Genomic DNA, 22,826 nt, shown 5'->3' on the forward strand with positions numbered 1-22,826 from the left:
TTACATTGACCTGAGGGGGGGACTTATCAGATCGGGGACGCAATTTTTAAAAGTAGTACAAATATTTGACGCCAGTTTGCGCCAATATTTTGTCTATATTCTTTGGCTATTAACTTTATGCCAAACTATTGACCTTCTTGGATCCATCCTAAACAATCGTCCCAATAATGTCACATTGATATTTGATGGGTGGCCTGCCCTAGGCGCGTGATTCAGTTCCGCTTTTGAACTTTCCGACATGCGGTCATCCCACCTGCCATCTTCCGACACGGCGTTTTCATTCGCGCTGATTCAAGACAAGTAGTTCTGGGAAACTCCTACCATGCGTCCGCTTTTGTTCATGGCTATACCTTTCGCTCTCACCGCCTCTTTTGTTCAAGCGCAATCCTTACCGCAAGCCATGCAACAGGCGCTGGATGTCCATCCGGAGGTCCAGGCAGGCGTAAACAGCCGATTGGCCGCGGATTATCAGTTAAAGGCTGCGAAAGGGGGATACCTGCCCAAGGTTGACCTGCTGGGCGGTTATGGCCGTGAAGGCACTGATAGCGTGACCACCCGAGGCGATGGCAGCAATAACCACTACGAAACCCTGAACCGCGGCGAGTCAAATTTACGTCTGTCGCAAATGGTCTTCGACGGTTTTGCGACGTCGAACGAAGTGGGGCGCCAACAAGCCACCGTCAACTCCCGTGCCTACTCGTTGCTTGGCACCTCCGAACGCACCGGGCTGACCGTGGCCCAGGTTTATCTCGACGTGCTGACTCGCCGTGAGTTCGTACGCCTGGCCGAAGACAACCTCAAAAGCCACCAGCGCATTTACGATCAGATACAGCTACGCACCCAGCGGGGCGTCGGCAGTGGTGCCGACCTTGACCAGGCCGAGGCCCGGATGGCCCAGGCCCGTAACAATCTGCTCACTGAGCAGACCAACCTTGCTGATGCCGAGACCAATTACCTCAGTGCTGTCGGTCAGATGCCCGATCAGCTGGAGCTCCCGGCGCCATTCATGGCGTTATTGCCGGCCGATCTGAACGAAGCCCGCGCGCAGATGCTGGAAAACAGCCCGATCCTGCGCTCGGCCGAGTCCGACATCGCTGCTGCGGAAAAGCAATATGAGACCGCCAAGTCGACATTCTATCCACGTGTCGATGCTGAGTTGGGTTCCACCGCCGACAACAATATTGACGGCCAGGCCGGCCATAACAACGAATGGCAGGCTATGCTGCGTATGCGCTTCAACCTGTATGCCGGCGGCAGCAACAAGGCTGATCTGGAATCTCGGGCCTACCTGTCGAACCAGGCGCTGGACATCCGCAACAACGCCCTGCGCCAACTGAATGAAGAACTCGGCTTGGCCTGGAATGCCTTGAACAACGCCAACGCTCAGGTACCAATTGCCCAGCAGTACGTCGATCGCAGTACTTCAGTGCGAACTGCCTACCAGCGTCAATTCAGTCTCGGCGAACGTACCTTGCTCGACTTGCTCGACAGTGAAAATGAACTGTTCACCGCATCGCGGCGTTTAGCTGAGATCAAAAACATTCAGTTATTTACTCAGTATCGAATCAAGGCGACCATGGGCGAGTTGCTCAAGAGCCAGGGAGTGGTGGCGCCGTTGGCATCCGTTGTGCAGAACGATGTGAAGCCCAAGGTGCAGCTACCCGGGATGAATTGAGTTATCCCTTTCAACTGCTAAAGAGTGTCGAGCGTGGAATCAGAAATCAGTCGAGTAAATCTCAGTCATGATCCACGCGCATTGCACGACGATCCGTTGCTGGACGGTCTGCTCGCTCTTTGCATGCTGCACCAGAAGCCCGCCAGTGCGGCGATGCTGACAACCGGCCTGCCACTGCCCAAACAACGCTTGAGCGTCGAGTTGCTACCCCGGGCGGCAGCTCGCGCCGGGCTGCAGGGCCGGGTGCTGCAGCGCAAACTGGAAGAAATTCCCGCCATCGCCATGCCGGCGCTGTTGCTGCTAAAGGATGGCCGCAGTGCTGTACTGCTCGGGTGGCAAGGTGAAGACCAGGTCCGGGTGCTGCTCAGCGAAAGCGATGGCGGCGAATCTCTGGTTAGCCGCGAGTTGCTGGCTGACGACTACATCGGCAAAGTCTTTTTCGCCCAGCCGCAGCACAAATTCGACGTCAACCACGGCACGCTGATTCCGCGCGCACGCTCGTGGTTCCGCGATACCCTCAAGCGTTCGCGCTGGCTGTATGCCGACGCCATCGCTGCCAGTTTCCTGATCAACATCATCGCCATGGCCGCGCCGCTGTTCGTGATGAATGTCTATGACCGTGTCGTACCGAACCAGGCTGAAGCCACCCTGTGGGTGCTTGCGCTCGGCATCACCGGCGCCTACATCTTCGACCTGATCCTCAAGAGCCTGCGCAGTCTTTGCCTCGATCTGGCCGGCAAGAAAACCGACCTGATCATCTCCGCCACGCTGTTCGAGCGCATTGTCGGCATGGCCATGAAATACCGTCCGGCGCGGGTCGGCAGCTTTGCCCAGAACATCCATGAGTTCCAGAGCCTGCGCGACTTTCTCGCCTCGCTGACGCTGACCAGCCTGATCGATCTGCCGTTCACCATCCTGATATTTATCGTGATCGCGATACTCGGCGGGCATCTGGTGTGGATTCCGGTGCTGGCATTCCCGATTGCCCTGGCTATTGGCTACGCCTTGCAGAAACCCCTGGTGGCAACCATGGAACGCACCATGGCGCTGGGTGCCGAGCGCCAATCGAGCCTGATTGAAACCCTCGCCGGTCTCGACGCGGTCAAGGTCAACAACGCTGAAAGCGAACGCCAGTATCAGTGGGAGCAGACCATTGGCACCCTCAGCCGCCTTGAACTGCGGGTGAAAATGCTCTCCGGTCTGGCGATGAACATTACCCTGCTGATCCAGCAACTGGCCGGGGTGATCATGATCGTCTTTGGCGTGTACAAGATCATCGCCGGTGACCTGAGCATGGGCGGTCTGATCGCCTGCTACATGCTCAGCGGCCGCGCGCTCAGCCCGCTGGCGTCGCTGTCCGGCTTGCTGACCCGCTACCAGCAGGCACGCGTGACCATGACCTCGGTCGATCAAATGATGGAGTTGCCTCAGGAGCGCAATTTCGAGGAGCGCCCGCTCAGCCGCAAGGTACTGCAGGGTGCCATCGAATGTCGGCAGCTCAACTTCACTTATCCGCAACAGCAGAATCTGGCGCTGAAGAACATCAACCTGGTGATTCGTCCCGGCGAGAAAATCGGCATCATCGGCCGTAGCGGCTCGGGCAAGAGTTCGCTGGCGAAGCTGCTGGTGGGGCTGTACCAGCCGGACGACGGTGCGTTGCTGGTCGATGGTGTGGATATCCGTCAGATCGATGTCAGCGAACTGCGCTACAACATCGGCTACGTGCCGCAGGACATCCAGTTACTCGCCGGCACCCTGCGCGACAACCTGGTATCCGGTGCGCGCTATGTGGAAGACGAGTTAGTGCTGCAAGCCGCGGAGCTGGCCGGTGTCCACGAATTTGCCCGTCTGCACCCGCAAGGCTATGAGCTGCAGGTCGGCGAGCGTGGGCAGAACCTGTCCGGTGGCCAGCGCCAGAACGTTGCCCTGGCCCGTGCGCTGCTGCTCAACCCGCCGATCCTGCTGCTCGATGAACCGACCAGCGCGATGGACAACACCGGCGAAGAACGCCTCAAGCAACGCCTGGCGGCGGTGATTGAAAACAAGACCGTGGTGCTGGTGACGCACCGGGCGTCGCTGCTGTCGCTGGTTGATCGCCTGTTGGTGATCGACCGTGGGCAGATTCTCGCCGATGGCCCGAAAGCCGTTGTGATGGAAGCGTTGAAGAAGGGGCAGATCAGTGTTGCTTAAGTCGGGTTTCAAGGACTCTATCCGCCGTTACTTCAAGGGCTCCGCATCGCTGCAAGGCCAGCCATTGCCGGAAGTGAACAAGGCGCTGATCGAAGATGCGCCGCGCGTGGTGCGGCTGACCATCTGGGCGATCATCGGTTTCTTCGTGTTCCTCATGCTTTGGGCCAACTTCGCGGTCATCGACGAAGTGACCAAGGGAGATGGCAAGGCGATTCCGTCCTCGAAGATCCAGAAAATCCAGAACCTTGAAGGGGGTATCGTCGCCGAACTGTTCGTCAAGGAAGGCCAGATCGTCGAGGCTGGCGCCCCGCTGATTCGCCTGGACGATACGCGTTTTGCTTCCAACGTCGGCGAAACCGAGGCTGACCGGCTATCGATGCTGTTGCGCGTAGAGCGGCTGAGCGCCGAGGTCGATGACCGACCGCTGAATTTCCCCGCAGACGTACTCAAGGCGGTTCCGGGGCAGGCCCAGAGCGAAGAATCGTTGTACATCAGCCGCCGCCAGCAATTGCACGACGAGATTGGCGGCTTGCAGGAGCAACTGATCCAGCGTCAGCAAGAGCTGCGCGAGTTCACCTCCAAGCAGGCACAGTACCGCCAGCAACTGAGTCTGCAACGCCAGGAAATCAACATGTCCGAGCCGCTGGTGGCTCAGGGCGCGGTCTCTCCGGTGGAAGTATTGCGCCTCAAGCGTGCCGAAGTGGAGACCCGTGGTCAGCTCGATGCCACCACCTTGGCGATCCCCCGTGCCGAATCGGCGATCAAGGAAGTACAGCGCAAAATCGACGAAACCCGCGGCAAGTTCCGTAGCGAAGCCCTGACACAACTCAACGAAGCGCGCACCGACCTGAACAAGGCCCAGGCCACTGGCAAGGCCCTGGAAGACCGGGTCAGCCGTACCCTGGTCACTTCACCGGTGCGAGGGATCGTCAACAAGCTGCTGGTCAATACCATCGGTGGGGTCATCCAGCCAGGCAGTGATCTGGTGGAAATCGTGCCGCTGGACGACACCTTGCTGGTCGAGGCGAAGGTCCGTCCACAAGACATCGCCTTTCTACACCCGGGGCAGGAAGCGACGGTGAAATTTACCGCCTATGACTACACCATTTATGGCGGGCTAAAGGCCAAACTGGAACAGATCGGTGCCGATACCATCACCGACGAAGACAAGAAAACCACCTACTACATCATCAAGCTACGTACCGATCGTAGTCACCTTGGCTCTGACGAAAAACCGCTGCTGATCATCCCGGGGATGGTCGCCTCGGTAGACATCATTACCGGCAAGAAGACCGTGCTCAGTTACCTGCTCAAGCCAATCATTCGGGCCCGGGCCGAAGCGCTGCACGAACGTTGATTGTTCAGCGAGGCTGCTGGCATTGTGTCTGAGTCAATCCATATCAGACACGAGTGCACACCATGCAACTCCCGGACATGAACCTGTTGGTTGCCCTCGACGCCTTGCTCGACGAGGGCAGCGTTGTCGGCGCCGCACGCCGCATGAACCTGAGCCCGGCCGCGATGAGCCGGACGCTGACACGCATCCGTGAGGCCATCGGTGATCCCATTCTGGTACGCGCAGGGCGAGGGCTGGTGCCGACACCCAAGGCCCTGCAGTTGCGTGAACAGGTGCGCGACGTGGTGGAGCAGGCCGCGCTGCTGTTTCGATCGGCCGATGCCGTGGAACTGGGCTCGTTGCGCCGACGTTTCAGTATCCGGGCCAATGACTTTTTCGTAGGCGTGTACGGCGGCAAGCTGTTCGATACGATGGACCGCCAGGCGCCGCACTGCGAATTGCGCTTCGTCCCGGAGGGTGATGGCGACGATGAAGCGCTACGCGAAGGGCGGATCGATCTGAGCATCAGCAATACCCGGCCGCAGACCCCGGAAGTGAAAGTCCAGAATCTGTTTTCGACCCACTTTGTCGGCCTGGTACGCGCGGACCATCCGTTGTTCGACGAAGAAATCACCGCCGAGCGCTATGCGGGGTTCTCCCATATCAGCATGTCCCGGCGAGGCATCGCCCGCGGGCCGATCGACACAGCGCTCAATGCCCTGGGGCTGGAGCGACGGGTTGCGGTCATTGCCCCGAGCTTCCATGCGGCGATGTTCGCCCTGCCCGATTCGGATCTGATCCTGCCAGTGCCCAAGGAAGCGCTACTGAGCGTGCGACGCCTGGGACTGAAACTGCGCTCGTTCGACCTGCCGATCCCGTTACCGACCCTGATGCTGACCCAGGCCTGGCATCCGCGCTTCGACAAGGACCCGGCTCACCGCTGGATGCGCGAAACGCTCAAGGCGTGTTGCGACGAGACATGGCTCGCTGCCCAGCCAGCCTGAGTGGTAGGCCAGCTCCGGGTGCTGCAATCCCGGGGAACACAGAAACAAGAATGCGGAACTGTTGGAGTTCGCGTTTCTCTGTAGGAGCCGGCTTGCTGGCGATGGTCGATAACGATAAAGCGTATGAGCTGAATGAATGCGGCGTATTTGAGACCATCGCCAGCAAGCCGGCTCCTACTGGTATGACGTTCTGCGTACTTCCCGGGATTGCCTGAAGAACCCGAAATAAGCCATATCGTTATTCACTAACGGTATTTAAATTAGTTCTCTTATACCTATAAAGTCACTCTCCTGCGTACCTGCCGACCAATCGGCGCGCCGCACGACCGAACCAACACGGGACCACCGTGAGTTTCTGATCGACGCGCGCCTTTGAGCGTGCCGTGCGTGGGAGAGATTTATGTCTGCAGCTTCAGCATCGCCAGCTATCGCGCCACAGCTCTTCGAGATTCGTCCCTTCATCGGCGCAGTGGGCGCCGAAATCGTCGGGCTCGACTTGTCCCGTCCAATCAATGACCAGGACTTCGCCCGCATCCACCGCGCGCATCTGGACCATCACGTGGTGGTGTTCCGCGACCAGCGCATCACCCCCGAGCAGCACATCGATTTCAGCCGTCGCTTCGGCGTGTTGCAGATCCATGTGCTCAAGCAGTTTTTGCTGGCGGGGCACCCGGAAATCCTCATTGTTTCCAACATTATTGAAAACGGCCAATCCATCGGTCTCGGCGATGCCGGCAAGTTCTGGCACTCCGATCTCTCCTACAAGGAACTGCCAAGCCTGGGCTCGATGCTGCATGCCCAGGAGTTGCCATCCGAAGGTGGCGACACGTTGTTCGCCGACATGCACAAAGCCTGGGACAACCTGCCCGAAGCACTGCGCAAAGCCGTCGATGGTCGCTCGGCCGCGCATTCCTACACGGCGCGTTACAGCGAGACCAAATTCGAAGGCAACTGGCGCCCGACGCTGACCCCGGAACAACTCGCCCAGGTCGCCGAAGTGGTTCACCCGATCGTGCGGACTCACCCGGAGAACGGCCGCAAGGCGTTGTTTGTCAGTGAAGGATTCACCACACGCATCGTTGGCCTTCCCGATGACGAGAGCAAACAGCTGCTGGCCGAGCTCTACGCCCACAGCGTATTGCCGCAAAACATCTACCGCCATCAATGGCAGCCCCATGACCTGGTGTTCTGGGACAACCGTTCGCTGATCCACCTTGCCGCCGGCTGCCCCAGTCATCTGCGCCGCAAGCTGTATCGCACCACCATCCAGGGCGACGCGCCTTTCTGATTTATCGGAGATCGATCATGTCCAAACGTATTCCATTTGCACCCCTGGCCGCCGCCATCGGCTTGGGTTTCAGCCTGATCGCCGGCAGCCTGGTGGCGCCGACCGTGGCCCATGCCGAAGGTGAAATCCGTATCGCCGAACAATTCGGCATCGTTTACTTATTGCTCAACGTGGTTCGCGATCAGAATCTGATCGAGAAATACGGCAAGCAGGAAGGCATCGACATCAAGGTCGACTGGACCCAGCTTTCCGGCGGCGCGGCGGTCAACGATGCATTGCTCTCCGGTTCCATCGACATTGCCGGGGCCGGTGTCGGCCCGCTGCTGACCATCTGGGACCGCACCCATGGCAAGCAGAACGTCAAAGCCGTCGCCTCCCTGGGTAACTTCCCGTACTACCTGGTGAGCAACAATCCGAAGGTCAAAACCATTGCCGACTTCACCGAGAAGGACCGCATCGCAGTACCGGCGGTCGGCGTGTCGGTGCAGTCGCGCTTCCTGCAATATGCTGCCGCCAAGCAGTGGGGCGACAAGGAATTCAATCGCCTCGACAAGTACACCATCGCCGTCCCGCACCCCGATGCGACAGCGGCGCTGGTGGCTGGCGGTACCGAACTGACCGGGCACTTCTCCAACCCGCCGTTCCAGGATCAGGCACTGACCAATCCCAATGTGCACGTGGTATTGAACACTTACGACCTGCTCGGCCCGAACTCGCCGACAGTGCTGTTCGCCACTGAAAAATTCCGCGACGAAAACCCGAAAACCTATAAGGCTTTCATCGACGCCCTGACCGAAGCTGCGCAGTTTGCCCAGAACGACAAAGGCGCGGCGGCCGACACCTATATCCGCGTGACCAAGGCGAAAATCGACCGCGCAGAGCTGCTGAAGATTATCGACAACCCGCAGTTCGAATTCAGTGTCACGCCGAAAAACACCTACCCACTGGCCGAGTTCCTCTACCGCGTGGGCGCTATCAAAAACAAACCGGACTCGTGGAAGGACTATTTCTTCCAGGACGCCAAGCCGCTGCAAGGGAGCTGACCGAAATGAATGCCCCTTTGCAAGGCCACACGGTCAGCAAACCGACCACGGCAGCGCAGGCGCTGCTGTCGGTCGATAACGTCAGCCTCGAATACCGCACGCCGCAGCGTGTGGTTCGAGCGACCCACCAAGTCAGTTTCGAAGTCGACCCGGCGGATCGTTATGTCCTGCTCGGCCCGTCCGGTTGTGGCAAGTCGACCTTGCTCAAGGCGGTCGGTGGTTTTATCCAGCCTGTTGAAGGAGAGATTCGCCTGCAGGGGCAGACCGTCCACGCACCGGGGCCGGATCGCATCGTCGTGTTCCAGGAGTTCGATCAACTGCCGCCATGGAAAACCGTCAAACAGAACGTGATGTTTCCACTGCTGGCGTCTAAGACTCTCAAGCGTCGCGACGCTGAAGAGCGCGCGCTGCATTACCTGGAAAAGGTGGGGCTGGCGGCGTTTGCCGATGCCTATCCGCATACGTTGTCTGGCGGCATGAAAGCTCGGGTTGCCATCGCCCGGGCGTTGGCGATGCAGCCGAAAATCCTTTTGATGGACGAACCCTTCGCTGCCCTCGACGCGCTGACCCGGCGCAAGATGCAGGAAGAATTGCTGCTGCTGTGGGAAGAGGTGCGCTTCACCCTGTTGTTCGTCACCCACTCCATTGAAGAGGCGCTGGTGGTGGGCAATCGCATCCTGTTGCTGTCGCCGCATCCGGGGCGGGTGAGGGCGGAAGTCCACAGCCACCAATACGATCTGCACAGCCTCGGTGGCGTGGCGTTCCAGGAATCGGCGCGGCGTATTCATCGGCTGTTGTTCGATGAAGGTCAGTCGCCGCAAATCGAGCGCGAACTGGATTTCACTGATATCCGCATTGCTTATTGAGCTGCCTGGAGGATTGCCCGATGAGCCAATCATCATCCCTGCGTAAAGAATTCGAAACCGTTCTACAGCCACTGACCAGCGTGCCGCTGGAGCGAGAACTGCCCCTCGGCCAACGCCTGTGGCAACAGGGCTGGCTGCGCAAAAGCCTGATCCTGATTTTGCTCGCGGTGCTCTGGGAGGCCGTCGCCCGTTATCAGAACAACGACCTGCTGCTGCCGAGCTTCCTGCAAACTGGTCATGCCTTGTATGACGGCCTGCTCAGTGGTGAATTGCTGGGCAAGGTGTGGATTTCCCTGGTGGTGTTGCTCAAGGGTTACCTGATCGGCATCGTCCTGGCGTTTGCCCTGACCACACTGGCGGTGTCGACGCAGTTCGGCCGGGATCTGCTGAGCACATTGACGTCGATGTTCAACCCGCTGCCGGCCATTGCGCTGTTACCGCTGGCGTTATTGTGGTTTGGCCTGGGGCAGAACAGCCTGATTTTCGTGCTGGTGCATTCTGTGCTCTGGGCCTTGGCACTGAACACTTACGCAGGCTTTCTCGGCGTCTCGGAAACCCTGCGCATGGCCGGGCGCAACTACGGCCTCAAGGGCATGCGTTTCGTGTTGTTCATCCTGATCCCGGCTGCGCTGCCGTCGATCCTCGCCGGCCTGAAAATCGGCTGGGCGTTTGCCTGGCGCACCCTCATTGCTGCCGAACTGGTGTTTGGTGCTACCAGCGGCAAAGGCGGTTTGGGCTGGTACATCTTTCAGAATCGCAATGAGCTTTATACCGACAAGGTGTTTGCCGGGTTGGCGGTGGTGATTTTGATTGGCTTGCTGGTGGAGAATCTGGTGTTTGATACGTTGGAGCGGGTGACGGTGAAGCGGTGGGGGATGCAGCGGTGAGGCGTTGTCGGCCGGTTTGATTTTTATCGCCTCAGGATCAACCCCGCTAATTGTTTCGTCTGAATAAAATTAATCAATGGTCCCCTGTGGGAGCTATGTCAGGAGGCTATTGTTGCGTCTGACGCACTTATAACCTGCCAATAAGTTGATTTTCGTCAGCAGCCACGCTTCTTAAAATGCTTCGGTATTCTCCCGGAGCTCGCAGTACATGACTTCCCTCACGGTCACGATGCCTGTAGCCGCGCCTAGCCCGGTAGCCGCCGCACCAGCGGTCTTCGGCCCACGGATCATCATCGGTCTGGTCGGTGTACTGCTGGCGGTGTTGGTATCGGGCCTGAACGAGATGGTGACCAAGGTCGCGCTGGCCGATATTCGCGGCGGGTTGTCCATCGGCTACGACGAAGGCACCTGGCTGGTCGCCAGCTACACCGCCACCTCGGTGGCCGCCATGGCCTTCGCGCCGTGGTGCGCGGTGACCTTTTCATTGCGCCGTTTCACCCTGTGCGCCATCGGCGTATTTACCTTGCTGGGCGTGGTGAGTCCGTTCGCCCCGAACTACGAAAGCCTGCTGCTCCTGCGCACCCTGCAAGGCCTGGCGGGGGGCGCGTTGCCACCCATGTTGATGACCGTAGCCCTGCGCTTTCTGCCGGCCAACGTGAAGCTGTACGGCCTGGCTGGTTATGCACTGACGGCTACCTTCGGCCCGGGGCTGGGTACACCGCTGGCCGGATTCTGGACCGAGTATGTCGGTTGGCAATGGACCTTCTGGCAAATCGTCGCGCCCTGCCTGATTGCCATGGTCGCGGTGGCTTATGGTTTGCCGCAGGATCCGCTGCGACTGGAACGCTTCAAGGCATTCAACTGGCGTGGATTGCTCCTGGGTTTTCCGGCGATTTGCATGCTGGTGATCGGCATCCTGCAGGGCAATCGCCTGGACTGGTTCGAGTCGGACTTGATCTGCGCTTTGCTCGGTGGCGGCCTGCTGCTGTTGCTGGCTTTTCTGATCAACGAATGGTCGCAGCCAGTTCCGTTTTTCAAGTTGCAGATGCTCGCCATCCGCAACTTGTCGTTCGCCTTGATGACCCTGGCCGGGGTGCTGGTGGTGTTGCAGGCGGTAGTCATTATTCCGTCCGGCTACCTGGCGCAGGTGCAGGGTTATCGCCCGCTGCAGACCGCGCCAATCATGCTGCTGGCTGCGCTGCCGCAGTTGATCGCGCTGCCGTTGGTGGCGGCGTTGTGCAACCTGCGTTGGGTCGATTGCCGGTGGGTGCTGGGGATCGGCCTGGGCATGCTGGCGCTGTCGTGCATCGGTGGTTCGCAGCTGACATCGATGTGGATTCGCGACGATTTCTATGTACTGCAATGGCTGCAGATTTTCGGCCAGCCGATGGCGGTGTTGCCGCTGTTGATGCTCTCCACCGGCAGCATTCACCCGATGGAGGGGCCGTTCGCATCCTCCTGGTTCAACACCGTGAAAGGCCTGGCGGCGGTGATCGCCACCGGCGTGATCGAGGCACTGACCACGGCGCGCCTGCATTTCCATTCGACCATGCTGGTCGACAACCTCGGTAACTCGCCATTGGCCGAGCGCGACAGTGCGGGGCTCGCCCATCGTCTGCACGAACAAGCGCTGGTGCTGACCTCTTCAGACCTTTACCTGTGCATGGCCGGCGTCGCAGTGGCGTTGATCCTGCTGATTTTCTGGGTGCCGACGCGGATTTATCCGCCACGGGCGCCGACCTGATCGCTTCACTGAAACAGAAGGTTTTCATGACGACTCAAGCAAAGCAAAAAATAGCGGTGGCCGTGGCCGTCGCACTGGCTGTTGGCGTGTTGCTGTACCTGACGATGCCCGGCCTGTTCGGCAAGCGCACCAGCCAAAACACCAATGATGCATTCGTTTCCGCCGATTTCACCCTGGTGGTGCCGCGGGTGGCCGGGTTCATCAAGGAAGTGCTGGTGGAGGACAACCAGCAGGTCAAGGCCGGGCAGTTGTTGGCACTGATCGACGACCGTGACCTGCGTGCCGCCGCCGAGGCCGCTGATGCGCAAACGCTGATGGCCCGCGCACAACTGCAAAACGCCCGGGCAACCCTGGAACGCCAGGCTTCGGTGATCGCCCAGGCACAGGCGTCGGTGGTCTCGGCCAAGGCCGAAATGGCCTTCGCCCAGCAGGAACTGAACCGCTACAACCACCTTGCGGGAGTGGGGGCCGGCACCGTACAGAATGCGCAGCAGGCCAGGACCCGCATCGATCAGGCCAGCGCGCGGCTGGATACGGCCACGGCAGTGCTGGCGGCCGAGCGCAAGCAAGTGGAAATCCTCGCCGCACAGCGTGACGCCGCCGACGGTGGCTTGAAGCGCGCGCAGGCGGCACTGGAAATTGCCAGCTATGAACTGTCGTACACGCGCATCGTTGCGCCGCAGGATGGTGTGATAGGTGAGCGCGCGGTGCGGGTCGGTGCTTATGTGACACCGGGCAGCAAGCTGCTGGCTGTGGTTCCGTTGCATCAGGCCTACGTGGTCGCCAATTTTCAGGAAACCCAACTCACCGATGTGCAACCGGGGCAACAGGTCCAGGTGCGCGTCGACAGCCTTGGCGGCGCGGCACTGAACGGTCGGGTCGAAAGCATTGCGCCGGCCACCGGGGTCACGTTCGCCTCGGTCAAACCGGACAACGCCACCGGCAACTTCACCAAGGTGGTACAGCGGATTCCGGTGAAAATTGTGCTGGAGCCGGGGCAGCCACTGGCTGAGCGTGTGCGGGTGGGGATGTCGGTGGAGGCGAGGATTGATACCGCCAGTGCCGGCACCGAGCATGAGGTTGCGCAACGATGAGGAGGCTTGGTGACTGGTCTGACGCTTTCGCGAGCAAGCCCGCTCCCACACTTGATCTGCAGGGTGGTCAAGCTCCCTGCATAAAAGGAAATCCCGTGTGGGAGCGGGCTTGCTCGCGAAGAGGCCGTGCGCCGCAACTCATCCTGAGCGCCGTGTTCGCCGTAAGCCTCAGTGCCTGCACAGTAGGCCCGGATTTCCACAAACCCGAAGCCCGGCAAATCGCAGAGTGGTCCAGGCCATCAAAAGCCGCGGACAGCCAAATCATTAACGAGACAATCAACGAACGCTGGTGGGAGGTTTTCAACGACCCGAAACTCTCTGAACTGAGCCAGCGCGCCCTTGCCGACAACCTCGACCTGAAGATTGCCAGCAGTCGCCTGCAGCAAAGCCGCGCCGTACGCCAGGTGATCACTGCCGAGCGCTATCCGAACACCGCCGCTACCGGCAGTTATGCGCGTAAACGCAATAGTGGCGAAGGCCTGAGCGACCCCTCGGGACACAACGGCAATTCGGCGTTCAATCTTTGGGACGCAGGCTTTTCAGCGTCCTGGGAACTGGATTTCTGGGGCCGGGTGCGCCGCGAAACCGAAGCGGCAGACGCCACACTTGAGGTCGCGGAAAACGATCGTCGTGGGGCGCTGTTGTCGGTGCTGGCCGAAACGGCCCAGGACTACATTCAGCTGCGGGGTGTGCAAAACACTCGGGCAGTCACCGAGCAGAACCTCGACGTCGCTCGCCACAGCTTGAAGCTCTCACAGTTACGCCTGGCCGACGGGGTGGCGACGGACCTGGACGTCGCCGAGGCTGCCGCGCAAGTCGCGGCCATCGAATCGCGGCTGCCGGCCCTGGAGCAGCGTCAGTCGCAACTGATCAACGCCTTGAGTCTGTTGATGGGTGAACCGCCACAAGCGCTGGCGGCGGAGTTATCCACAGACGCGCCAGTGCCGCAGACGCCGCGTCAGGTCGCCATCGGAGTGCCGTCGCAACTGGCCGAGCGCCGTCCGGACATCCGTCAGGCCGAGGCCCGCCTGCATGCGGCGACGGCCAACATCGGCGTGGCGAAGGGCGATTTTTATCCGCGTATCACCCTGTCGGGCAATTTAGGTTCGCAGGCCATGCAATTGAGCGATTTCGGTTCATGGAACTCGCGCTCGTTCGGTATCGGCCCGCAGTTCAGCCTGCCGCTGTTCGACGGTGGCCGCTTGCGCGGCGTGGTTGAGCTACGCGAAGCGCAACAGCAGGAGGCGGCCATCGCCTATCAGCAAACCGTACTGCGCGCCTGGCATGAAATCGACGATCAGCTGACAGCCTACAACGCCAGTCAACTGCGCCGCGACAGCCTGGCCGAAGCCGTGCGCCAGAACCAGATCGCCCTGCGTACCGCGCAACAGCAATACGTGGAAGGGGTGGTGGATTTCGTCAATGTACTCACCGTGCAAGGCGCCTTGCTGACGACCCAGGAGCAATGGGTCGAAAGTTCGACCGGTGTGTCATTGGCGATGGTGGGGTTGTACAAGGCGTTGGGTGGGGGATGGGAGTCGGTTTATCCGGTGGCGGTGAACACTCGATAAACGCCAGCGGCTCAAGGTTTCGCCGACAGATCGGCCATGCCCTTGAGCAACTCGATCGGCAATGGAAAGACGATGGTCGAGCTCTTGTCGCCGGCAATCGAACTGAGTGTCTGCATATAGCGCAATTGCATGGCCCCCGGCTGACGCCCCAGCATTTCGGCGGCCTGCATGAGTTTTTCCGAAGCCTGCAATTCGCCCTCGGCGTGAATCACCTTGGCCCGCCGTTCCCGTTCGGCCTCGGCCTGCTTAGCGATGGCGCGGACCATCGATTCGTTGAGGTCAACGTGCTTGATCTCAACGTTGGCCACCTTGATCCCCCAGGCGTCGGTCTGGGCGTCGAGCACTTGCTGGATGTCGACATTCAACCGTTCCCGCTCGGCCAACAATTCATCGAGCTCATGCTTACCCAGCACCGCGCGCAACGTGGTCTGGGCCAATTGGCTGGTGGCCATCAGGAAGTCTTCGACCTGAATGATTGCCTTCTGCGGATCGAGCACGCGGAAATACAGCACCGCATTGACCTTCACCGAGACATTGTCGCGGGTGATCACGTCTTGCGGCGGTACGTCGAGGACTACCGTGCGCAAATCGACGCGGACCATTTGCTGGACCACCGGAATCAGCAGAATCAGACCGGGCCCCTTGACCTGCCAGAAGCGCCCGAGCTGGAACACCACTCCACGCTCGTACTCGCGCAGGATACGAAACGTCGAACCCGCCAGTGCGATCAGCAACAACAGCAGCGCGACGAAACCCAGTTGCACACCCATGACTATTCTCCACCCGGTGCCGCGTCAGCCGCGGCCACTTGCAGCAGCAATCCCTTGCGCGCTACCACCCGCACCCGTTGTCCGGGTTGCAGCGGCGTCGCGCTGAGCACTTGCCATTGTTCTCCTTGCAGATGCACCCAGCCGCCATGGGCGTTACCAGCCTGCAATGAAGTTATCGGTGCCACGCTGCCGACGAGGCCGGCATCACCGCTGACCGTGTGGCGCGGCCGGGTTTTCAGGGCGTGGATCACCAGCAGGAGCAGCAGCAGGGCGCTGACCAGTCCCAGACCGATCATCAAGGGCACGGGGACTTCGGTGTTGGTGAGGATGACCGCACCGATCACGAACATCACGATCCCGCCCAGGCCGATCACGCCGTAGTTGGGCAGGGCGGCCTCGGCTATCAGAAACGCGATGCCGAAGGTGATCAGCCAGATCCCGACAGGGTTGGGAGCCAGCAGCACAACCGAGTCTGCGGCACAGGCCGATCCGCTCAGTGCCAGGAACAGCGCAACAGCACAACAACGAGTGTTCACTTGACCCTCCGGGAGAGTCATGGGGTGGCTCTGCATACAGTTTAGTTGAGCCTGGGGTTGTATGAACTTCGCTCAATTGTCGGCGGTGTCCGATGGGCGGAATTCCAGCCGGAAGACGTCAGCGGGCCTAGATTTTCAGTACTGCGAAAATGTTAACCATCGTCCGCAAATGATTGTTGCGCGGACACCGAGGTGCATCATGCGTATGGCAAGAACCGTGCAGCGCAGCCTGGACAAGGCTCAATGCGAATATGACATCGTCAGCCACCCACATTCGGCCAGCAGCCTGGAAACGGCGCGGGTCGCCGGCATTCCTGCGGAACGGGTGGCGAAATCGGTGATCCTTGACGACCACCATGGTCACTATCTGATGGCGGTACTGCCCGCCAGCCGTCACCTGGACCTGAGCAAGGTGCGCAGCAGTGGCCAATGGCAAGTTTCCCGTGAAAGCAATCTGGCGCACCTGTTTGATGATTGCGAGCGCGGCGCCGTGCCTGCCTTGGGTGAAGCCTATGGCTTGGACGTGGTGATCGACCCACTTTTGACTCGGCAGAAAGACATCTACCTGGAGGCTGGGAACCACACCAACCTGCTGCGTATGGACATGCCCGAGTACCTGAAAATGGTGCCGCATGCCGAGGTGCGGGAATTGAGTCATTAGTTCTGCAGTGTTTTCGCTGCCGTCATCGCGAGCAGGCTCGCTCCCACAGGTTTTGTGATCGATACAGATCCTTGTGGGAGCGAGCCTGGTCGCGATGACCGCGCAGCGGTCCCCGAATTGGTCCCCAGGAGTTCGATATGGAAAGCCCGACGCATAACCTTCCTTCGCTGTTCAAACAACTCGGCCTGGCGGATGACGCCGAAAGCATCGATAAATTCATTGCCACCCACTCACCGCTCAAACCGGAACTGCACCTGGCGGATGCCTTTTTCTGGAGCCAGAGTCAGGCGCAGCTTCTGCGCGAAGAGATTCTCGATGATGCCGACTGGGCGGAGGTGGTGGATCAGTTGAATGTGATGTTGAGGAAGGGGCGGGGGGTGTAAAAATCTGATGGGCAGCAGCTTTCAAGATTGCTGGGAGATTAAAAGTAGACCAGAATTACGACCTTATTTGAGGTCTTAATTATGCAAAGTGTCCTGGCCGATATGGCAGTCAGTGTCTCTGAACTGAAGAAAAACCCGTCTGCCGTCTTAAATGGCGCTCATGGTGGGCCTGTTGCTGTGCTCAATCACAATCGAGTCATGGGTTACATGGTCCCGGCCGATGTTTTCGAGGCCATGATGGAGCGCCTCGATGATATGGAGCTGGCGGAAATCGTGCGTTCTCGTCGTCATGAAACGCCAATTCCGGTAACGCTGGATGACCTATAAGCTCGAATTTCTGCCGTCTGCACGCAAGGAGTGGGACAAGCTGGGGCACACGCTGCGTGAGCAGTTCAAAAAGAAACTGACAGAGCGGCTCGAAGTGCCCCGGATTCCCTCTGACTCGCTGCATGGCATGCCTGACTGCTACAAAATCAAATTGAAGTCATCGGGCTACCGGCTTGTCTACGAGGTGATAGATGAGCGTGTTGTCGTTTCTGTAGTCGCGGTGGGCAAGCGCGAACGTAGCGAAGTCTACGAAAGGGCCAAGAGACGCTGAATTGTTTCAAAACTTGACGAGGAATCCCTGCAAATGCCATATTGATAGTTAGCAAACTAACTATGTATATTTCCTCTCGTGCCAAATAACCTCAACGTCCTCCAGATGAACATCAGCAGCTCCATGGTGGTGGCCGCCAGGCATTGGCGCAAAATCTGCCAGACCACGCTGGTCAACTATGGAATCTCCGAAGCCTGTGCCGTCCCGTTGTTGATGATCGGGCGTCTGGGTGAGGGTGTGCGGCAGGTGACAGTGGCGCAGGCGGCAGGGATGGAGAGCCCTTCTTTGGTACGCCTGCTCGATCAGTTGTGCCATGACGGCTACGTTTGCCGCACCGCAGACACCCAGGACCGCCGCGCCAAATGCCTGAGCCTGACTGCGACCGGCCGGGAGCTGGTGCAGGCGGTCGAAGTCGAACTGGTGCGCCTGCGTCATGAGGTCCTCGATGGCATTGACCAGAGCGATCTGGAAGCTACGCTGCGGGTACTGAGAGCTTTTGAAGCGGCCACGCCGCCATCGGTGGCCCACTCTTGAAAGGATTTTTTGCTGGTATGCCCCCGGCGCGGGACTGGTTCTACGGGGTTCGCACTTTCGCCGCATCAATGATCGCGCTGTACATCGCCCTGCTCATGCAAATGCCGCGTCCGTATTGGGCGATGGCCACGGTTTATATCGTTTCCAGTCCGTTTCTCGGCCCGACCAGTTCCAAGGCGTTGTACCGTGCGATCGGTACGTTCATCGGTGCTGCGGCCGCAGTGCTGTTCGTGCCGATGTTCGTTCAGAGTCCTTATGTGCTGGTGGTCGTGATTGCGCTGTGGACCGGGACGCTGCTGTTCTTGTCTTTGCACCTGCGCACCGCCAACAACTACGCGCTGATGCTCGCCGGCTACACGTTGCCGCTGATCGCCCTGCCGGTGGTGGATAACCCGTTGGGGGTATGGGACGTCGCAGAGGCACGGACCGAAGAGATCTTTCTGGGCATTGCCGTGGCGGCGGTGGTTGGCGCGATATTCTGGCCACGACGCCTGGCCCCGGTATTCAACGATTCGGTAAGCAAATGGTCTGCCGAGGCATCGACCTACAGCCTGCGTTTCATCAGCCGCAATGTGCAGCCCGAAGAAGTCAGCGCGCTACGTACGTCCATGGTTGCCACCTTCAACACCCTCGAATTAATGATCGGCCAGTTGCCCCATGAAGGCGCGGGTCCGCAAACGGTACGCAACACCAAGGAATTGCGCGGGAGAATGATCCACCTGCTGCCGGTAATCGATGACCTCGACGACGCGCTCTATGCTCTGGAGCGGCGCACGCCTGAACTGGTGGAAAAATTCGCGCCTCTGGCGGCCGCTGCCAGCGAATGGCTGGAGCACAAGGATGCCGACCCGAGTCGCTGGCAAGCCCTCAAAGATCAACTGGAGGCCCAACAGCCGGGTCCCGAAGCGCTGGATGACCGTAAGCAACTGCTGCTCTCCAATGCCATTTACCGCCTCGGCGAATGGGTTGATTTATGGCAGGACTGCCGCAGCCTGCAATACGCCATCCAGTGCGACAGCCAGGACAACTGGCGCGCGGTGTATCGACATTGGCGCCTGGGGCGGCTGACCCCGTTCCTGGATCGCGGCTTGATGCTCTATTCCGCTGTTTCCACCGTCACTGCCATTATTGTCGCCTCGGTCTTGTGGATCCTGCTGGGCTGGACCGACGGCGGCGGCGCCGTGATTCTGGCGGCGGTGGCGTGCAGCTTTTTCGCCTCGATGGATGACCCGGCGCCGCAGATTTACCGGTTCTTTTTCTGGACGGCGATCTCGGTGGTGTTCGCCAGCCTCTACCTGTTTCTGGTCCTGCCCAACCTGCATGACTTTCCGATGCTGGTGCTGGCGTTTGCCGTGCCGTTCATTTGTATCGGCACTCTGACCGTCAAGCCGCAGTTCTATCTGGGCATGCTGCTGACCCTGGTCAACACGTCGTCTTTCATCAGTATCCAGGGCGCCTACGACGCGGACTTCCTCAGCTTCGTCAACTCCAACCTGGCCGGTCCAATGGGCTTGCTGTTCGCGTTCATCTGGACGTTGATCGCCCGGCCTTTCGGGGCCGAGCTGGCGGCCAAGCGCCTGACCCGATTCAGCTGGCGCGATATCGTCAGTCTCAGCAAACCGGCGACGCTGGCCGAGCATCGGCAGTTGGGCGTGCAGATGCTCGATCGACTGATGCAGCATTTGCCACGCCTGGCCATGACGGGTCAGGACACCGGCATTGCGCTGCGGGAAGTACGGGTGGCGTTGAATCTGCTGGATTTGCTCGCCTATTCACCGCGTGTTCGTGGTGTGCCGCAAGTAATGTTGCGTCAGGTGGTGAGCGAAGTGGGCGACTACTTCAAGGCGTGCCTCAAGGCCGACGAGCGCTTGCCGGCACCTGGCCCGTTGCTGATGACCCTCGACCGCACCCGTCGCGCCCTTGGTGGCGCCGGGGATGACGAAACCCGTCGGCATCTGCTGCACGCCTTGAGCGGCCTGCGCCTGGCATTGCTGCCAGGTGTCGAATTCGTCGGCTCTGCCGAACCTGAAGAGCCGCTTCCCCATGGCATCGATGGAGCGCCTTTATGATCGGTGATCTGGATATCAACGGGGTGTTCCTGCCTACGCTGCTGGTACTGATGGGCATTACGTACGTGTTGTACCTGTTGGTGCACGGGGTGCTGACGCGCCTGCACTTTTACCGTCTGGTCTGGCACCGGGCATTGTTCAACGTGGCTCTCTACGCCTTGCTGCTTGGCGCCGTGGACTCACTCAGTCGATACCTGATGACATGAAAAAACCGTTCCTGACTTTTGGTCGCGTGGTGCTGACCCTGTTGATCGTGAGCTTCGCCGTTTTCGTGGTGTGGCGCATGGTGATGTATTACATGTTCGCGCCCTGGACCCGCGACGGGCACATTCGTGCCGACGTCGTGCAAATCGCCCCGGATGTGTCCGGGCTGATCCAGCAAGTAGAAGTGCGCGATAACCAGTTGGTCAAACGTGGCCAAGTGCTGTTCAGCATCGATCCGGACCGTTTCAAGCTGGCGCTGCGTCAGGCCAAGGCAGCGGTCGCCGATCGCGAAGAAACCCTCGCCCAGGCCCAGCGTGAGGCCAAGCGCAACAAGGGGCTGGGCAATCTGGTGCCGGGTGAGCAACTGGAGGAAAGTCAGTCCCGGGTCGCCCGCGCCCAAGTGGCATTGATGGAAGCCCAGGTGGCAGTGGACAGCGCGCAACTGAACCTCGACCGTTCGGTGGTCCGCAGCCCGGTGGACGGCTACGTCAACGACCGTGCTCCGCGAGTCCAGGAGTTCGTCAGCGCCGGGCGGCCGGTGTTGTCGGTGGTCGACAGCAATTCGTTCCACATCGATGGCTACTTCGAAGAAACCAAACTGGGTGGTATTCATATCGGCCAGAGCGTCGATATCCGCGTGGTTGGCGACAGTGCGCGCCTGCGCGGGCACGTGGAAAGTATTGTCGCCGGCATCGAAGACCGGGATCGCACCAGCGGCAATAATCTGCTGCCCAACGTCAATCCGGCGTTCAGCTGGGTGCGCCTGGCACAGCGGATTCCGGTGCGGATCGCCTTCGATGACGTGCCTGAGGATTTCCGCATGATCGCCGGTCGCACCGCGACAGTATCAATCATCGATGACAACAATCGGGAGCCTGCGCAATGAGCAAGGCCTCGGGTTTGGCCGTCGTCGGGTTAGGCCTGTTGCTCTCGGCGTGTCAGGTGGTCGGGCCGGATTATCACTTGCCCACGGAAGCGGCCATTCAGCGCAAAGACCTGCAAAGTGATCTGGCGAAGGATGCTAAAGCCGTGGTTTCCGCACCCGTGCCGGCCGATTGGTGGCGCTTGTACCGAGACCCGCTGCTCGATCAATTGGTGCAGCAGGCCATGGCTTCCAACACCGATTTGCGGGTGGCGGCGGCCAGACTGTTGCGGGCTCGCGCCCAGGTCGACGAGGCGCAAGCCATGGGTGGCTGGAGTGGCGGCGTGAAAATGGGCGCTCAGCGTTTGCAGGAATCCGGTGAAGCCTTCCTGCTGCCGGAAAAAGTGCCGGTGGCCAACATCGGCGATATCGGCATCAGTGCGTCGTACCAGTTCGACCTGTTCGGCACGCTGCAACGCGGCATCGAAGCGGCCAAGGCCAATGCCGATGCGACGCAAGCCGCGGCCGATACCGCACGCATCACGCTGGTGGCGGATGTAGTGCGCGCTTACACCCAGGTTTGCGCAGCCAACGAAGAGCGCGAGATCGCCGAGCACTCCCTCGACCTGCAAGCCCAGAGCACCTCGCTGATCCAGCGCTTGCGCGATGCCGGGCGCGGCGACGAAACCCAGGTGACTCGTTCACAAACCCAGTTCAAATCACTTCGCGCCGACCTGCCGCGTTACGAAGCGGCGCGTCAGGCCGGGCTTTACCGTTTGTCGATGCTGCTGGCCAAGCCGGTGGATCAATTACCCGCTGGAACCGCGACCTGTGCCGAGCTGCCGAAAATCGCGCAACTGGTGCCGGTGGGCGATGGCGCCGCGTTGCTCAAACGCCGTCCGGACGTACGCCAGGCCGAGCGCCAACTGGCTGCCGCAACAGCCGACATCGGCGTTGCCACTGGCGAGCTGTACCCCAATATCAGCATCGGCGCGACCGTGGGCACCGTCGGTCTCCTGGAGAACCTCGGCGAACCGTCCACCAACCGCTGGGGCTTCGGCCCATCCCTGACCTGGAACGTGCCGACCAATGGCGCGCGGGCGCGAATCCGCGAGGCGGAAGCCGCGACCCAGGGTTACCTGGCGCACTTCGATGGCGTGGTGCTCAACGCCATTCGTGAAACCCAGACCGGCCTGGCCCAGTACTCGGCGTTGTTGCAACGTCGCGATGCCCTGGCCGATGCCGCGCAATCGGCGCAACTGGCCGCCGATCAGACTCACCGCTTCTTTCAGGCCGGCCGCGAGTCGTTCCTGGCGGACCTGCAAGCGACCCGCACCTACACCGATGTCACGGCGCAACTGGCTGCTGCGAACACGCAAGTTGCGATGAGCCAGATCGATCTGTTCCTCGCCTTGGGCGGTGGCTGGGAAAGCGGACGAACGCAAGCGTCGAACCCCGGCAAACCCTGAGGCCGTTGCTATGCTTTGAAGTGTTGGAAGGGCGCCTCGTGC

General features: G+C 60.1%; 22 protein-coding genes. 20 read left to right on the top strand and 2 right to left on the bottom strand.

Annotated features, from left to right (window positions below; translation table 11 throughout):
• Positions 1-322: 322 nt before the first annotated feature.
• The 11 genes from KW839_RS08925 (at position 323) to KW839_RS08975 (ending at position 14,698) form a co-directional block, all read left to right on the top strand.
• A complete protein-coding gene (locus KW839_RS08925; RefSeq protein WP_218424114.1) occupies positions 323-1,675 on the top strand; it encodes a TolC family outer membrane protein in 1,353 nt (450 codons plus the stop codon).
• A gap of 33 nt (positions 1,676-1,708) precedes the next feature.
• Positions 1,709-3,865 (top strand): type I secretion system permease/ATPase, encoded by a 2,157-nt coding sequence (locus tag KW839_RS08930; RefSeq protein ID WP_218424115.1) that lies wholly within the window; start codon positions 1,709-1,711, stop codon positions 3,863-3,865.
• Positions 3,855-5,222 carry an HlyD family type I secretion periplasmic adaptor subunit gene (locus KW839_RS08935; protein WP_060541916.1) on the top strand — a complete coding sequence of 456 codons (1,368 nt, stop codon included), beginning with the start codon at positions 3,855-3,857 and terminating at the stop codon, positions 5,220-5,222. Before KW839_RS08930 ends, KW839_RS08935 begins: the two co-directional genes overlap by 11 nt.
• A gap of 62 nt (positions 5,223-5,284) precedes the next feature.
• Positions 5,285-6,205, top strand: coding sequence for a LysR family transcriptional regulator (locus tag KW839_RS08940; RefSeq protein WP_060541917.1), 921 nt, complete (start codon positions 5,285-5,287; stop codon positions 6,203-6,205).
• Positions 6,206-6,605: 400 nt separating this feature from the next.
• Positions 6,606-7,493, top strand: coding sequence for a TauD/TfdA family dioxygenase (locus tag KW839_RS08945; RefSeq protein WP_218424116.1), 888 nt, complete (start codon positions 6,606-6,608; stop codon positions 7,491-7,493).
• A 17-nt stretch (positions 7,494-7,510) separates the two neighbouring features.
• Positions 7,511-8,536, top strand: coding sequence for an ABC transporter substrate-binding protein (locus KW839_RS08950; RefSeq protein WP_218424117.1), 1,026 nt, complete (start codon positions 7,511-7,513; stop codon positions 8,534-8,536).
• A 5-nt stretch (positions 8,537-8,541) separates the two neighbouring features.
• Positions 8,542-9,402 carry an ABC transporter ATP-binding protein gene (locus KW839_RS08955; RefSeq protein ID WP_060541920.1) on the top strand — a complete coding sequence of 287 codons (861 nt, stop codon included), beginning with the start codon at positions 8,542-8,544 and terminating at the stop codon, positions 9,400-9,402.
• A 20-nt stretch (positions 9,403-9,422) separates the two neighbouring features.
• On the top strand, positions 9,423-10,289 hold the full coding sequence (locus KW839_RS08960) for an ABC transporter permease (protein WP_060541921.1): 867 nt from the start codon (positions 9,423-9,425) through the stop codon (positions 10,287-10,289).
• 208 nt (positions 10,290-10,497) lie between these two features.
• On the top strand, positions 10,498-12,033 hold the full coding sequence (locus tag KW839_RS08965) for an MFS transporter (RefSeq protein WP_218424118.1): 1,536 nt from the start codon (positions 10,498-10,500) through the stop codon (positions 12,031-12,033).
• Between the two features lie 26 nt (positions 12,034-12,059).
• Entirely contained in the window at positions 12,060-13,127 is a 1,068-nt protein-coding gene (locus tag KW839_RS08970; protein WP_218424119.1) for an HlyD family secretion protein, read from the top strand.
• Positions 13,124-14,698 (top strand): efflux transporter outer membrane subunit, encoded by a 1,575-nt coding sequence (locus KW839_RS08975; RefSeq protein ID WP_218424120.1) that lies wholly within the window; start codon positions 13,124-13,126, stop codon positions 14,696-14,698. The genes KW839_RS08970 and KW839_RS08975 overlap by 4 nt, the downstream gene beginning before the upstream one ends.
• A gap of 11 nt (positions 14,699-14,709) precedes the next feature.
• On the opposite strand, the gene KW839_RS08980 is transcribed toward KW839_RS08975, so the two are convergent.
• Positions 14,710-15,468, bottom strand: a complete 759-nt coding sequence (locus KW839_RS08980; protein ID WP_218424121.1) for a slipin family protein — start codon at positions 15,466-15,468, stop codon at positions 14,710-14,712.
• 2 nt (positions 15,469-15,470) lie between these two features.
• The gene (locus KW839_RS08985) at positions 15,471-16,004 is read right to left on the bottom strand and encodes an NfeD family protein (protein WP_218424122.1); all 534 of its coding nucleotides are present in this window, start codon (positions 16,002-16,004) and stop codon (positions 15,471-15,473) included.
• Positions 16,005-16,203: 199 nt separating this feature from the next.
• On the opposite strand from KW839_RS08985, the gene KW839_RS08990 reads away from it, so the two are divergent.
• The 9 genes from KW839_RS08990 to KW839_RS09030 all read left to right on the top strand — a co-directional run bounded on the left by KW839_RS08990 (position 16,204) and on the right by KW839_RS09030 (position 22,784).
• The gene (locus KW839_RS08990; RefSeq protein ID WP_060541927.1) at positions 16,204-16,665 is read left to right on the top strand and encodes an aminoacyl-tRNA deacylase; all 462 of its coding nucleotides are present in this window, start codon (positions 16,204-16,206) and stop codon (positions 16,663-16,665) included.
• A gap of 137 nt (positions 16,666-16,802) precedes the next feature.
• Positions 16,803-17,048 carry a DUF2789 domain-containing protein gene (locus KW839_RS08995; RefSeq protein ID WP_218424123.1) on the top strand — a complete coding sequence of 82 codons (246 nt, stop codon included), beginning with the start codon at positions 16,803-16,805 and terminating at the stop codon, positions 17,046-17,048.
• A gap of 81 nt (positions 17,049-17,129) precedes the next feature.
• Positions 17,130-17,375, top strand: coding sequence for a type II toxin-antitoxin system Phd/YefM family antitoxin (locus KW839_RS09000; RefSeq protein ID WP_060543886.1), 246 nt, complete (start codon positions 17,130-17,132; stop codon positions 17,373-17,375).
• Positions 17,365-17,646, top strand: coding sequence for a type II toxin-antitoxin system RelE/ParE family toxin (locus KW839_RS09005; protein WP_060543887.1), 282 nt, complete (start codon positions 17,365-17,367; stop codon positions 17,644-17,646). The genes KW839_RS09000 and KW839_RS09005 overlap by 11 nt, the downstream gene beginning before the upstream one ends.
• Positions 17,647-17,751: 105 nt before the next feature.
• The gene (locus tag KW839_RS09010) at positions 17,752-18,180 is read left to right on the top strand and encodes a MarR family winged helix-turn-helix transcriptional regulator (protein ID WP_218424124.1); all 429 of its coding nucleotides are present in this window, start codon (positions 17,752-17,754) and stop codon (positions 18,178-18,180) included.
• Positions 18,177-20,249, top strand: coding sequence for an FUSC family protein (locus KW839_RS09015; protein WP_218424125.1), 2,073 nt, complete (start codon positions 18,177-18,179; stop codon positions 20,247-20,249). The genes KW839_RS09010 and KW839_RS09015 overlap by 4 nt, the downstream gene beginning before the upstream one ends.
• Complete coding sequence (locus KW839_RS09020; RefSeq protein ID WP_060543890.1) at positions 20,246-20,455, top strand: DUF1656 domain-containing protein; 210 nt, start codon at positions 20,246-20,248, stop codon at positions 20,453-20,455. The genes KW839_RS09015 and KW839_RS09020 overlap by 4 nt, the downstream gene beginning before the upstream one ends.
• Positions 20,452-21,339, top strand: coding sequence for an HlyD family secretion protein (locus KW839_RS09025; protein ID WP_060543891.1), 888 nt, complete (start codon positions 20,452-20,454; stop codon positions 21,337-21,339). The genes KW839_RS09020 and KW839_RS09025 overlap by 4 nt, the downstream gene beginning before the upstream one ends.
• Positions 21,336-22,784, top strand: coding sequence for an efflux transporter outer membrane subunit (locus KW839_RS09030; protein ID WP_218424126.1), 1,449 nt, complete (start codon positions 21,336-21,338; stop codon positions 22,782-22,784). Before KW839_RS09025 ends, KW839_RS09030 begins: the two co-directional genes overlap by 4 nt.
• Positions 22,785-22,826: the final 42 nt, after the last annotated feature.

It is taken from the genome of Pseudomonas sp. PDM31, assembly GCF_019218965.1.
Classification (GTDB): Bacteria; Pseudomonadota; Gammaproteobacteria; order Pseudomonadales; family Pseudomonadaceae; genus Aquipseudomonas.